The sequence below is a fragment of the Aestuariispira ectoiniformans genome (assembly GCF_025136295.1).
Taxonomy (GTDB): domain Bacteria; phylum Pseudomonadota; class Alphaproteobacteria; order UBA8366; family Aestuariispiraceae; genus Aestuariispira_A; species Aestuariispira_A ectoiniformans.
In genome coordinates, this window is record NZ_CP062788.1 from 2,929,476 (window position 1) to 2,942,891 (window position 13,416).

Genomic DNA, 13,416 nt, shown 5'->3' on the forward strand with positions numbered 1-13,416 from the left:
CTAACTGAACCGGATGCGCGGGTTCAGCAGCGAATAGCCAATGTCCCCTAGCGTTTGACTGAGTACAGCAACAAAAACGGCCGCGAGGCCGCAGGCTTCGATCGAAAAGATATCCTTCCTCAGCGCCGCCTCAAGAAGAAACGCACCGAACCCTTTATAGCCAAAGGCAAATTCGGTAACGACAACTCCTGACAGCAGCCAGTTCAACTGCAACATGATCACCGTGAAAGGCGCGATCATCGCGTTACGAAGAGCATGCCGCAAAATGACCTTGCGTTGCGGAATCCCCTTCAGCACGGCCGTGCGGATATAATGGGTCGTCATGACTTCTGCCATTGAGGCACGTGTCATACGGGCGATATAACCAAAACCATAAAGCACCAATACGGCCACAGGCAAAATCAGTTCCACACCGTCGAAACCGTTGGACATTGACGAGGACCCCGGCAACCAACCCAACTGATATACAAAGATAATGGACAGGAAAGCAGCGCTTGCATATTCGGGGACTGACGTGGTCCCGATGGACAGGACCGAAATAAAGCGGTCCAGGAAAGACCCTTCCTTGATCCCTGCCAAAACCCCCAGGATCAGCCCCAGAGGCACCATAACAGCGAATGTCACACCTGCCAGAATACCGGTTCGCGCCAGGCGCTCCCAAAAAATATTGGCTACGGGCTGTTTGTAGATGACCGACTCGCCAAGATCCCCGGTCAAAATCCGTCCCAGCCATTCAAAATAACGAACAATGATTGCACGGTCATAGCCGTGTTCAACAATCCAGGCCTGAAGTTGGTGTTTTTGCGCATATGGACCCAATACACCGCGGGCGATTGAATACGGGTCCCCTTCATTTGCAAGGAACAGCAGCAGGGCCACGACCAGCATGACCAGCACCATCATTCCCAGCCGTTTTATGATTAATGTCCCCATTCAGTCTCTATCCTGACTTGATTCTATTTATTGGGGTGAAAAGCCGACACAAGAGCGCTTTTCTTGAAGCCAGGCGTGAGCGCCTCTTGTGACTGGCAAAACTGCGGAGGTGGGACAGCACCACCTCCGCAATTCCAGAAGCACCTTAGGCGTCTTCCAGCCAGACTGTTTCGAACTGATGGTAATAGGTCGGATGGGTCTTGAACCCTTTCACCCGTTTGGTTGCCGCCTTGAAAATCGACCGCCAATACGGCTGAACCATGACGGCGCCGTCCTGAAGCAGACGCTCGACCTTCTCCATCTTCTTCGTCCGTTCCGCCACGTCCAGCGTGCCTTCGGCATCTGTAAGGGCGGCGTCGAACTCCGGACTGTTGAAGTGGGTTTCGTTCCACGGCACACCGGAACGGTAACCGAGCGCGAGAACCATGGTTCCCAGCGGACGGTGCGTCCAGGCGGTGAGACCAAAGGGTGTGGTATCCCAGACTTCCCAATACTGGTTGGCAGGCATCTTGTTGATATTGATGTTGATACCAGCGGGAGCGCACTGCCCTTTAAGCGCCTCACAAGCCGCGGTTTCCCAGGGGCCGTTTGTGTCGCCGACATCAATGGTAAGATCAATGCCGTCCGCATAGCCGGCTTCGGCCAGAAGCTTCTTGGCCTTGTCATAATCCTGCGAACGCTGCGGCAGTTTGAAGTATTCAGGGTGGATCTGGCAGACGTGATGGTCTTCCGCGATCATCCCCTTACCGCGATAGGCGACGTCCAGAATCTTCTGACGATCAGCGCAAGCGGTTATCGCTTCACGCAGTTTCAGATTGTCAAAGGGCTTCTGGGTGATCTGCATCCGCATGCAATCCGTCTGCGCCGTCACGGCCTCGTGGATATCCACGTTGGGTAAACGCTCCAGGATCGGCAACTGGTCTGTACCAATCTGATACAGCATATCAACCTGATTGGAGGCAATGGCACCTACCGCAGCATTGAGATCTTCGCCATGGTCGATATACACGATTTCATCCAGGTAGAAATTGCCATTCCACCAGTCGCGCTTCTTCTGCAGGACTGCTTTTTCACCGATGCGGAATTCCGCCAGTTCGAAAGCATGTGTGCCAATCGGATTTTTCGACAGGTCGGCTTCGTAATCCTTGCCAAAACCACGATGGGTAATCGCGGTCGGGTAGTTATAGAAGCTTTCCGGCATGGACAGAACCGGCTGCTTCAGATGGAAGCGGACGGTATAGTCATCCACTTTTTCCACAGCTCCCGCAATACCGCGTTTTTCCTTGATCGGGTTACCGTTTTCATCCTTCTTGCCGGTATCGACTTCTTCCACCATGGCATCGAACAGCCCCAGGTTGGAAGAACCGGTGGCTGGGTCCAGCCAGCGATTGACTGTGTGGACGACGTCATCGGCGCCGAAGTCATCACCGTTAGACCAAGTAATGCCCTTGCGCAGATAGAAGGTCCAGGTCTTCAGATCATCGGACGCTTCCCAACGCTCAGCAAGATACGGACGCGTGATGTTGTCAGCACCGGTCAAGGCAAGATGTTCAACGATGAATCGGGCGACATTCGACTTCTGCACCCAGGCGAAAGTCGCCGGATCCGTCATTTCCTGGACAGCCATGGAGACGCGAAGCGATCCACCGGGTTTTCCCTGGGCCACGGCCTGGGGAATGAAATGTTTGCCGGTCAGCACTCCCGCCATGGAATAGGCAGCCGTGGCGGACATCCCCAGCAGAGCGGAGGTGCGCAAGAATTCACGCCTGTCGACCAGGCTTTTTTGCAATTGGTTGGCTAGTTCAGGAATATACTCATGGATATCGCCCCCTAGTTGCCTTGTGACGCGTCCAATATAGCGTTTGGTATTCCGCATTCGCAGTCTCCCTCATGGCTAGTCAAGGCGGTCAGGTGAAAACACGGGCACAAGCGATCAGCATGCCGCTGACCCCTGAAAATCTTTCTTTAAAATCTTGATAAAAGGCTTTTTTCACGCCTTGCCCTGTCTTCGACCTTAATCGGTTCATCCAGACCGCTAATCGATTATGCTTGTTGACTACAAGCCTCCCTAGTGCCCAAGAATTTGAACACTAATCAAATTTGTAGTCAAATAATTAACCCTACTAATATCTTGTTTCCCCCAGGCTATGTCGTAAAAGCGTCAAGGGTATAAACAAAATATCAATTACGCGACACTTGTGTTGCATATACGATCATAGGATTTCAAGGGAAGTACGTGAACATTTTTTAAAAATAAGTCTTGCCTTGCCTCACATAAAGACTCATTGAGAACAACAGCTTGAATGGAGTCCCGCAGAATTCCAAGCATCTCATCGTCATGAACCAGAGACGTAATATAGGGAAGTGCCGGAGCGACCGGAGATTGCTCCAGAATGCGTAAATTCGACACCTCCTCCGGTGCGAAGCGGGCGATCAACGCGTAGGTCACGCAGTCGATGGCACAAAGATCCGCCTCGCCTTCCGAGACCATCGCCATACTCCACCGGTGCCCCCCGCTTTCGGAGATGGCGGAAAAGAATTCGTCCGGATCACAACCGGCTGCTGCCTGCGTCATCCAGCGAACGGTATTGAACCCCGATTGCGAGCCGCGCTCGTTAAAAGCAAAAGAAGCGCCCCGAATATCGTTAAAACTTTGGAATGGCGCATCCTGTCTGACAAGCAGGAAACTGCAATAATCTCCTGCATCGGAACAGCCCGGAGCGGTGTAAACCGGTGTGGCAAGATACCGGACCTTTCCGCGCAAAGCATGGGTGAGCGGATAGCCGCATGTTTGTGAGAAAAGCAACGCCGGATCACACCAATGGGCAAGAAGATCCGGAATAGCCTCCGCACGTGCATAATTCACCGGGATGTCCAGATCGGGCTTTCTCGCCAATATTTCTGTTCGCAATGCCGACCAGATCGCCGCCGTTGCCTCAGCAACGGGCTGAAAGTCATACATCGGCAGACTGGCAAACATCATGAGAAGCTTTCCTCTTTCAATCGGACAAAATAGTCCGCCGCTTCATTCGCCTGAACCACAGCTCCACGGACAAGATTGTCAAAATGGTCGGTCAGGCTCCGCACATGCTCCCTCGTGTTGAACACATAATACATTTGCCCGATGTAAATGACGGCCCGCTTGGGCCCGAAAACGGTATATGGCGCGGCATAATGGGTTAGTCCGTCAAACAGGAACAAACGCAGCTTTGGATAAAGTTCCCGCAACACCTCTATCATGCGGTCCAGTTGCTCCATACGCTCGTCGTCAGTCAGGCCGTTCCACAGACCGACGCCGCTTGCAAAAGTCTCAAAGACCTGTCGGGGCGCACAAATTTCCATATCCGCATCTGGCATTCTTGTGTAGGCCAGCCTGCGCTCGGAAGCCGCTATCGCCCGGCTGCTGCTGCTGGCCGCAAAGTCCCGATACTCATGACGTAAAACAGCTTCTGTTTTCATCAGATCAGGCAAACCATTCGGCACATAGCGGATTTTATAGCCAACGGCCTCGTTATGCCATTGGACCAGCCCTTCATCGGTTGGCGTATTAGAGCTGGGTGTAATCTGCATGGATTCCTGCAGGATCGCCGCCCCCAACCTGGCTTCGGAACTCAGGCCCATCAGCCAGTCCACACTAACCTGAAGGGCCATGGCGATGGCCGCGACCGTGTCCGCACGCGGCAACCGGTCGTTATCAAGGGCCAGAAGCTGTGAAAGCGTTGACCGGTCAACACCGGCCTGTCGAGCCAGGGACGATTGATTGAACCCACCACTTTCCATTGCCGCCACCAGGCGTGTTCTGAAAAGCCGCACCATATTCTGTCGATCTTGTGTTCTCATATCCCTGCACTAACTGACGAGAACGATATTGAAACGTGATTATTCTAACAGATGGTTATTTTTATCACCATTCTGATTATATTATCACGTTCTGCGGCAAGTTGTTATCAATCACTCATTGCCGCTCTATCCGCTTCCGCTCAAGCTACAGAAACAAAAAAGATTTTAGGCTTTGGGCGTACAGATGAAGAGTTTTTGGGACCGTTGCGAAATTCCGACCTGGCTGGTCATAGTCACCGTCCATCTTGGGTGGTTTCTGCTGACATATTTTCGCAATGAAGTACCCATAGCCATGCTGGTCACCTTGGGGGCAACCCTCACCTGTTGGCATATGCACCTCCAGCATGAAATTCTCCATGGCCACCCAACGCGCTGGAAAAGACTGAATGAGGTCTTCGCCTATCTCCCCGCCGCCCTGTGGCTCCCATACCCCATTTATCGGGACAGCCACATCATCCACCACGAAACACCGGAACTGACGACACCTGGCAGCGATCCGGAAAGCTATTATTGGACAGCTCAGCGGTGGCAGTCACTCCCCTGGCCTGTGCAGCAACTTCTGACCTTCAACAATTCAGTCCTCGGCAGATTTTTGATCGGCCCGTTCCTCACCGTCGGGCAGTTCTGGTATCATGAATTACAGCGCTTCGGTCAGGGCAACTTCCGTTCCCTGCCGGCTTGGTTGGGCCATGCCGTTGTGATGACCGCGATGATTTTGTGGCTGACGAAAGTTTGCGACTTCCCCATTGGTCTTTACATTCTCACCTTCGCCTGGCCGGGTACTGCCCTTGCCCTGCTTCGGTCCTACCTGGAACACCGTCCCGCTCCCAATGGCGACGAGCGAACAGCCATCGTGGAGAATTCTCCGGTATTCAGCCTGCTATTTCTTAACAACAACTATCATGTGATCCATCACGATCACCCTGGCATGCCCTGGTATCGCATAACGGCCTTCTACCGTGCCAATCGCGCAAAAGTGCTGGAAAAGAATGGCGGTTATGTTTTTGACGGCTATTATGATGTCTTCAGGCAATACCTGCTGGTCCCGAAAGACCTGCCTTCTCATCCGGGCCCGTCCCTGGCGGCAAGCCCGCTGGGCGTTACCGCCGTCAATAATCAAGCGGCTTGTGACGTAAAGCCGTGACAACGGAGCAACATCGGAGAAAAAAGTCGTGGTTGTAGTCCATATCTATAGATCGCATCCCTACTATTCTCTTGCGTGCGATCCCTGTTTTATCGTACATCAGATGTGTTTAAGAAACTAACCTGGCTTTCTACTGCCGTTCGACGACCTGCACGACGATTCCCAGCGTTACTTTCTACCGTTTTGGTGCATGGTGTACCAAAACATCCTAACCTTGACGCAATGAGGAGTTGTCATGGCTACCGGTACTGTTAAATGGTTTGATACCACCAAAGGCTTTGGGTTCATTCAGCCGGACGAAGGCGGCAAAGACGCTTTTGTTCACATTTCCGCTGTTGAGCGTTCCGGCCTGAGCGGTCTGAACGAAGGCCAGAAAATCTCCTATGAACTGGTTGAAGGTCGCGGTGGTCGTATGGCTGCCGAGAACCTGAGCATTGTTGACTAACAACGCTCCCAGCATCTGAGATGCGAAAAGCCCCGGGATTTTCCCGGGGCTTTTTTTATGCCCCGCTTTTCTGTCAACAAGACTTGCAGCCGACCGTTCCTTTCGCCACCCTTCCCTTACCAGCCAAACAGATCACATACGGTAAAATTCACATGAAAGATTCAACGCGTTTCCACTACAAGGATGTCAAACTCGTCAGCCAGGAGACCTGTTTTCAGGGATATTTCCGAATGGATCGCCTCACAGTCCGCCACCCGACCTTTGAAGGCGGCCTGTCGGACGACATCAGGCGCGAGGTTTTTGTGCGAGGCAATGCAGTTGCCTGCCTCCCCTATGACCCTGTCAGTGACAAGGTTGTCCTGATTGAGCAGTTCCGCGCAGGTGCCTATGCCAACGGACGAGAGGATTGCTGGCTGATAGAGCCGGTTGCCGGGATCATAGAACCGGGCGAAACTCCGGAAGAGGTTGCTATTCGCGAAAGCCTCGAAGAGGCAAATTGTGAAATACTCGATCTGGTCGAGGCTGGCCGACACCTGACAAGCCCTGGCGCCATGGATGAAGAGGTCGTTCTTTTTATCGGCCGTTGTGATGCAGACAAAGTCAATGGCATCCATGGATTGGACGAAGAAGGTGAAGATATCCGTGCATTCTCAATTGATTTCCAATCTGCACTGGATGCTGCAATGCACGGAAAAATAAGTAATATTCTGACTGTCACGACACTTTATTGGCTGGCATTGAACAGAGATGACTTGCGTCTGCAGTGGGAACGACCTAAATAGAATGTGGTTTACATAAAAGGACACAAAAGTAATGGAATATCGGGAAGACTTTGTTGACGCGATTGGCAACACACCGCTGATCAAGCTGAGAGGCGCGTCCGAATTGACCGGCTGCACCATTCTGGGAAAGGCAGAATTCCTGAACCCAGGCGGCTCGATCAAAGATCGCGCAGCAAAAGCAATCATTCTCGATGCGGAGAAGAAGGGCCTGTTACGCCCGGGTGGCGTCATTGTTGAAGGGACCGCAGGCAATACGGGCATCGGTCTGGCGCTTGTCGGCAACGCGCGCGGCTATCGCACTGTGATTGTAATCCCGGAAACCCAGTCGCAGGAAAAGAAGGACATGCTTCGCCTCGCAGGTGCCGACCTTCGCGAAGTCCCCGCTGTGCCCTATAAAGACCCGAACAACTATGTGAAAGTTTCCGGGCGCCTCGCCGAAGAAATGGCGGCAACTGAAGAAAACGGGGCCATCTGGGCCAACCAGTTCGACAATACCGCCAACCGCCAGGGTCACTTTGAGACAACCGGTCCGGAGATCTGGGAGCAGACCGACGGCAAGATCGACGGCTTCATATGTGCTGTCGGGACCGGTGGCACGCTTGCCGGTGTGGCTATGGCCCTGAAAGAGCGTAGCAAAGACGTTGTCATCGGCATCGCCGACCCGAATGGCGCGGCGCTTTATAACTATTACGCCCATGGCGAACTAAAATCCGAAGGCAGTTCAATCACCGAAGGGATCGGCCAGGGACGTATCACGCAAAACCTGGAAGGTCTTGAGATTGACGAACCCTTCCAGGTGAGCGATGCCGAGGCCCTGCCCGTTCTATTTGACTTGCTCAAGAAAGAAGGCCTTTGCCTGGGCGGCTCCTCTGCCATCAACGTGATGGGAGCGATCAAACTGGCCAAGAAGATGGGGCCGGGCAAAACAATTGTCACTCCGCTTTGCGATTCCGGAACCCGGTATCAGACCAAGCTGTTTAACCCGGAATTCCTGTCCGGTCTGGGATTGCCGACGCCATCCTGGATGTAACCCTCCATCCTGCAATTTACCCCGAAAGGCGTGGTCTCTTCCGCGCCTTTTCCTTTTTGGCCAATGTGTCGGGACATTTTTTACGTTGACCCGTTGGTGCTGAACCCCAAGTTTTATGGCAAATAAATCATAACGGGGATCATCATGACCGAAGCGCTGTTTAGAGACGACGCCTATCTCAAAGAATGCGATGCAACAATTGTCTCTGTGAATGACCGGGGCGGCATCGTACTCGATAGAACCGTTTTCTACCCGACCGGCGGTGGTCAGCCAGGGGACAGCGGCACCCTCACCTGCGCCGACGGAACAACAATCGAGATTGCAACGACAGTCAAAGGTGACACGCCGGACGAAGTCGTTCATGTGCCGGAAGAAGGCCAGCCCCTGCCCGCCGCGGGCACGAAGGTGAACGCCGAGATTAACTGGGCCAAACGCCATAGGTATATGCGCATGCATACGGCAATGCATCTGATGTGTTCTGCCGTGCCTTGCGGCGTCACGGGTGGTCAGGTTGGCGCGGAGAAAAGCCGTCTGGACTTCGATATCGGGGACACAACACTCGACAAAGAGGCTATTGAGGCGGCAATCAATGCACGCATCCAGGAAGATCATGCAGTCACCAGCCAGTGGATTTCCGACGAGGAGCTGGATGCCAACCCGGACCTTGTCAGGACCATGTCCGTTCAACCGCCCAGAAGCTCCGGCCGTATTCGTTTGATGAAGATCGGCGATGATATCGACTTACAGCCCTGTGGCGGCACGCACGTCCGCCAGACCGGTGAAATCGGGCCGATTAAAATTGCGAAGATCGAAAACAAAGGTAAACGCAATCGCCGCGTCAATATCGTCTTCGACGAATGACCTAGGTAAGTCGTACCGGCAAGGGGCAGTCGATATCCGTAAAGGATGCTGCCCCTTTTATTGTTGTAAGATGCAGGGCCAGGAAGCCACAGGCCTCTTCGCCCTCACGCCCAAAGGGCAGTAGCAACCGCTCGTAGAAGATCAGTGCATTGTCGACTGTATTACGCAGGAATGAATGGTAGCTGGGGGACTTGTTCGCAATCGCGTCCTCATATTCTCTTTGCAGCCAGTCATAAGCATCTTCGCCGAAAATCTCGTCCAGATAACGCCCGCTCACATCTGCGCCGATTACCTCACTGAGCGCCTGGCCAACGAACTGATAACGATACCGCCGGGTATCAGCGCCGCTATTTTCGACGTCTATCCAACAGATATTGGGCAAAAAGTCTGCAAATTTATCTAATGAAAAGTCCTCCGGACCAGGCAACTCGCGATTTCCCTTCAGGCCAGCCCAGATATCTCTGAATCGCGTTAAAGTCGGATGCAGTCTGCTCGGCAAATTCTTTGGCATCTGATGCAAACACGGCCTCACTCAAGAAAATACATTGGTCCTCTATTTCATCAGAGATATTGGCAGCCTCAGCCTAAAATAAGGTTAATGGGTTCACATTCGAAAAGTTTTTCTTTTTTTGTTTCACAGCTCTAGCCCAACGAAGCAATAATTTCAAAATACCGACAACATCCGTATTTTCTTTTCGCACGGAGAATAGATTTTGAATGCAAACTCTCGGAAAGAGGGCTAAACAGCAAACTTAAAAAGGCACTGGGGGCTTACCGATGACATATACAAACCCGAATGCACTGGTCGAAACATCATGGCTGGCAGATCATCTGGACGACCCGAAGGTCATCATTCTGGACGCCAGTTGGCACCTTCCGACAGTTGATCGGGATGCAAAGGCTGAATTTCAACAACACCATATCCCCAACGCCCGCTTTTTTGATATCGACGATGCATCGGATCGGGCCAGTGCACTTCCGCATATGCTGCCATCGCCGGACGGTTTTGCTGATTATGTTTCAGCCCTCGGCATCGGTAATGACAGCCATGTCGTTGTCTATGACAGCTATGGCCTGTTCTCTGCGGCGCGCGTCTGGTGGATGTTCCGGGTTTTTGGTCATGACAATGTCTCCATTCTCAATGGCGGCCTACCGAAATGGGAGATGGAAACCCGTCCCCTGACGGACGCACCAACGGCATCATCCCAGCACCCCTTCAACGCTGTATTCAGGCCCAAGATGGTGCAGTCTATTGACGATATTCAGGATAATTTAACCCACGGGCAGCGAAAGATTCTGGATGCGCGTTCCCTTGCCCGCTTCCGTGGTGAGGCTGCAGAACCCCGCCCAGGCATACGATCCGGACATATCCCGGGTTCCGCATGCCTTCCATTCGATCAGTTGCTTGATCCGGCAAGTAAAACTTTGCTACCGGCCGAGACAATTGAGCAATTGTTCGACGGTGCCGGTATCGACAATCAGATGGCTGTCACCTGTAGCTGCGGAACCGGCGTGACAGCCTGCGCCCTCGCCTTTGGCCTGCACCTTATCGGCAATGACGATGTTGCCGTCTATGACGGCTCCTGGACCGAATGGGGCGGCCGTAGCGATACACCGGTAGAGGTCTGACCTCATGACGCTGGAAATTCGCGCGATCCGGGATCAGGACATCGAAGACATTGTCTCCCTCTGGCACAAATGCGGTTTAACACGCCCATGGAACAATCCGCATAAAGATATTGATATTGCAAGAGAAGAGCCCTCAAGTGAAATTCTGGTAGGCATTCAGAATTCGGATATCGTCGCCAGTGTCATGTGCGGCTTCGACGGCCATCGTGGCTGGCTTTACTATGTTGCTGTCGATCCCGGTTGCCGCGGCAAAGGGTTTGGTCGGGAGATCACGATTGCGGCTGAAAACTGGTTGCGCGACCGGGGAGCCCCAAAGGTTGAGCTGATGATCCGGGATGACAATTTCACCGTTCGGGACTTCTATCACAGTGCCGGTTATACCGTCGAACCACGCATCGTCATGGCCAAATGGCTCAAAGAACCACCGGCTCCTCAAAAAGAGACAAGCCAGGTAACAAAAACGCCCGCACTAGAACAGGAATAAGCAATGATTGTTGGCATCCCGAAGGAAATCAAATCCCAGGAAGGCCGTGTCGCCCTTTTGCCGGAGCAGGTTTCTACGCTGACTGCAAACGGCATTCAAGTGAATGTGGAAACCAATGCCGGGCTTTTGTCAGGTGCCGGGGACGCCGACTATCACAAGGCTGGCGCCAATATCTGTGGCGACGCCGCCTCAGTATTCGCCAACAGCGACCTTATCGTGAAGGTTAAGGAATTCCAGCAAAGTGAATATGCACTTCTGCAGGAAAAGCACGTTCTTTTCACCAATATCCACCCGGCGGCCACCCCCGAACAGGTCAATGTATTACTGGACAAGGGATTAACCGCCATCGCAGCCGAAGACACCCACGAATTCGGCTCACCCAACTGTGCCCTTGCTGGAGAAGTGGGTGCTTTCGAAGGAATACGGCTCTGCATGGCGCCCCATGGTGGCACCGGGCGTCATTTCCTTCCTCACTATGGCTCTTCTCCGATAAAAGCAGCCGTCATCGGTCTTGGGAACGTCGGTCGTGGTGCCTTGCGCACCCTGCTATCTCTGGGCTGTGAGGTTGTAGGCTTTGATATCAGCAATGGTATTCGCTATCGCACGGAACAGGATTGGGACAGCCGCAATTTCTCAACCGCGGATATTGACGATTTTGCAAAACGAATGGATGAATTCGATCTTGTCGTTAACTGCGTGCTCTGGCCCAAACATCGCGAAGACCATCTGATAAGCCGACCTCAGCTTTCACAGTTGAAACAGACCTGCGTCATCGCCGATATTTCCTGTGATGAGGGCGGCGCCATTGAAACCTGCCGCCCGACGAAATGGGAAAACCCTACTTATCGAGAAGAAGGCATTCTCCATTTCTGTGTCGACAATATCCCTGGTGCGGTTCCGGTTGCGGCCAGCGCCGGTTATGGGCGGTCTTTGTTGCCCCATATTGAAAATATCGTCGCCAACGGTTGGAAGGAAGCCTGCAAATCCTCGCCATGGCTGGCGCGTGGATTGGTTTGCGCGGAGAGAACCCTCGTCCACGCAGAGACAGCCCGCATTCAAAACCGGGAACGGGTTGATACAGGCGCGTTTCTGGCCCGCTAGGTCAATAATTCAACGACGTGATCTGCAATTGCCAAAGAGGATGTCAGCCCCGGTGACTCAATGCCGAAGAGATTGACCAGCCCGTTCACGCCATGCGTATCCGGACCTTGGATCATGAAGTCTGCAGCCGCCTCACCGGGGCCTACGATTTTCGGGCGAATGCCCGTATAGCCGGGTTGCATTGCGCCATCCTCAAGGCCAGGCCAGTAGGTGCGAATGGCATCGTAGAAATCCTGGCCGCGCGCCTCATCCATCTCATAGTCAATTTCGTCAATCCATTGCGTATCCGGTCCGAATTTGGCCTGCCCGCCCAGATCAAGGGTTATATGCACCCCCAACCCGGCCTGATCGGGCATTGGATAGACAAGATGGGTAAAGGGTGCAGCCCCCGCCAATGTGAAATAACTACCTTTGCAGTAGAATTCATCCGGAACCGTATTCTTTGGCAGGCCATGAAAAGACCGGGCGAGTGCGGGCGCATGTAATCCTGCACAATTAATGACCTGCGTCGCCTGCAGCGCCATTGGAGATTCGCCCCCGACCAAAACACGAATTCCGTCTTTTCGGACTTCAGCCCTTTCCACCGGGCTTTGAAGAGCCACCATTGCGCCATGGCTTTCCGCTTCCCCTAACAAGGACAGCATAAATGCATGCGAATCGACGATACCGGTAGAAGGCGACAACAACGCAGCGACACAGGATAACTGTGGCTCGAGCATCGTTGCCTCATGTGCGGAAAGCCATTGCAGATCATCGACCCCATTGGCCGCAGCCTTGCCTTTCAATGCTTCGAGAGCGGAAAGCTGACTGTCATTGGTTGCCACGATCAATTTGCCGCAGCGTCTGTAGGGCACACCGTGGCTGTCGCAATAAGTATAAAGGGCTTTTTTCCCGGCAACGCAGAATCGTGCTTTCAGGCTGTCTTGCGGATAATAAATCCCCGCATGGACAACCTCGCTGTTGCGCGCACTGGTTTCCGTCCCGATGGCGTCTGCGGCCTCAAGAATGATGACTTCACGCCCCTCACGCGCCAGGGCGCGTGCGACCGCCAGGCCCACAACGCCCGCGCCAATCACAACCGTGTCGATAGAGGCCGTTTCCATACTCGTGTCACCTTACTTGCTCCGCCAATCACCCGCTGCTATCACGGAGGCAGAGCAATATCAA

Annotated in this window: 14 protein-coding genes; 8 read left to right on the top strand and 6 right to left on the bottom strand. The window is 53.3% G+C overall.

The window, feature by feature from the left end:
- From IF205_RS13735 to IF205_RS13750, 4 genes are all read right to left on the bottom strand, one after another.
- Complete coding sequence (locus tag IF205_RS13735) at window positions 1-933, bottom strand: ABC transporter permease (protein ID WP_259779929.1); 933 nt, start codon at window positions 931-933, stop codon at window positions 1-3.
- Window positions 934-1,078: 145 nt separating this feature from the next.
- Window positions 1,079-2,809 (bottom strand): ABC transporter substrate-binding protein, encoded by a 1,731-nt coding sequence (locus tag IF205_RS13740; protein WP_259779930.1) that lies wholly within the window; start codon window positions 2,807-2,809, stop codon window positions 1,079-1,081.
- 309 nt (window positions 2,810-3,118) lie between these two features.
- Window positions 3,119-3,916: a phosphate/phosphite/phosphonate ABC transporter substrate-binding protein gene (locus IF205_RS13745; protein ID WP_259779931.1), complete on the bottom strand. Its 798-nt coding sequence runs from the start codon at window positions 3,914-3,916 to the stop codon at window positions 3,119-3,121.
- The gene (locus IF205_RS13750; RefSeq protein WP_259779932.1) at window positions 3,913-4,773 is read right to left on the bottom strand and encodes a helix-turn-helix domain-containing protein; all 861 of its coding nucleotides are present in this window, start codon (window positions 4,771-4,773) and stop codon (window positions 3,913-3,915) included. The genes IF205_RS13745 and IF205_RS13750 overlap by 4 nt, the downstream gene beginning before the upstream one ends.
- A 184-nt stretch (window positions 4,774-4,957) precedes the next feature.
- Here IF205_RS13750 and IF205_RS13755 point away from each other — a divergent pair, with 184 nt between their 5' ends.
- The 5 genes from IF205_RS13755 (at window position 4,958) to IF205_RS13775 (ending at window position 9,035) form a co-directional block, all read left to right on the top strand.
- Complete coding sequence (locus IF205_RS13755) at window positions 4,958-5,917, top strand: fatty acid desaturase (protein WP_259779933.1); 960 nt, start codon at window positions 4,958-4,960, stop codon at window positions 5,915-5,917.
- Window positions 5,918-6,152: 235 nt separating this feature from the next.
- A complete protein-coding gene (locus IF205_RS13760; RefSeq protein ID WP_259779934.1) occupies window positions 6,153-6,362 on the top strand; it encodes a cold-shock protein in 210 nt (69 codons plus the stop codon).
- 152 nt (window positions 6,363-6,514) lie between these two features.
- Window positions 6,515-7,144, top strand: coding sequence for an NUDIX domain-containing protein (locus tag IF205_RS13765; protein WP_259779935.1), 630 nt, complete (start codon window positions 6,515-6,517; stop codon window positions 7,142-7,144).
- Window positions 7,145-7,175: 31 nt separating this feature from the next.
- Complete coding sequence (locus IF205_RS13770) at window positions 7,176-8,174, top strand: cysteine synthase A (RefSeq protein ID WP_259779936.1); 999 nt, start codon at window positions 7,176-7,178, stop codon at window positions 8,172-8,174.
- Window positions 8,175-8,318: 144 nt separating this feature from the next.
- A complete protein-coding gene (locus tag IF205_RS13775) occupies window positions 8,319-9,035 on the top strand; it encodes an alanyl-tRNA editing protein (protein WP_259779937.1) in 717 nt (238 codons plus the stop codon).
- A gap of 1 nt (window position 9,036) precedes the next feature.
- Here the strand turns inward: IF205_RS13775 and IF205_RS13780 are convergent, their stop codons facing one another.
- On the bottom strand, window positions 9,037-9,546 hold the full coding sequence (locus IF205_RS13780; protein WP_259783287.1) for a PAS domain-containing protein: 510 nt from the start codon (window positions 9,544-9,546) through the stop codon (window positions 9,037-9,039).
- Between the two features lie 266 nt (window positions 9,547-9,812).
- Here IF205_RS13780 and sseA point away from each other — a divergent pair, with 266 nt between their 5' ends.
- From sseA to IF205_RS13795, 3 genes are read left to right on the top strand one after another with little or no spacing between them, the layout of a single operon-like run.
- Entirely contained in the window at window positions 9,813-10,664 is an 852-nt protein-coding gene (sseA, locus tag IF205_RS13785) for a 3-mercaptopyruvate sulfurtransferase (protein ID WP_259779938.1), read from the top strand.
- 4 nt (window positions 10,665-10,668) lie between these two features.
- Complete coding sequence (locus tag IF205_RS13790; RefSeq protein ID WP_259779939.1) at window positions 10,669-11,148, top strand: GNAT family acetyltransferase; 480 nt, start codon at window positions 10,669-10,671, stop codon at window positions 11,146-11,148.
- A 3-nt stretch (window positions 11,149-11,151) separates the two neighbouring features.
- Complete coding sequence (locus IF205_RS13795; protein WP_259779940.1) at window positions 11,152-12,249, top strand: alanine dehydrogenase; 1,098 nt, start codon at window positions 11,152-11,154, stop codon at window positions 12,247-12,249.
- Here the strand turns inward: IF205_RS13795 and IF205_RS13800 are convergent.
- Entirely contained in the window at window positions 12,246-13,352 is a 1,107-nt protein-coding gene (locus IF205_RS13800; protein WP_259779941.1) for an NAD(P)/FAD-dependent oxidoreductase, read from the bottom strand. The two genes, IF205_RS13795 and IF205_RS13800, sit on opposite strands and share 4 nt — an antisense overlap.
- Window positions 13,353-13,416 lie beyond the last annotated feature (64 nt).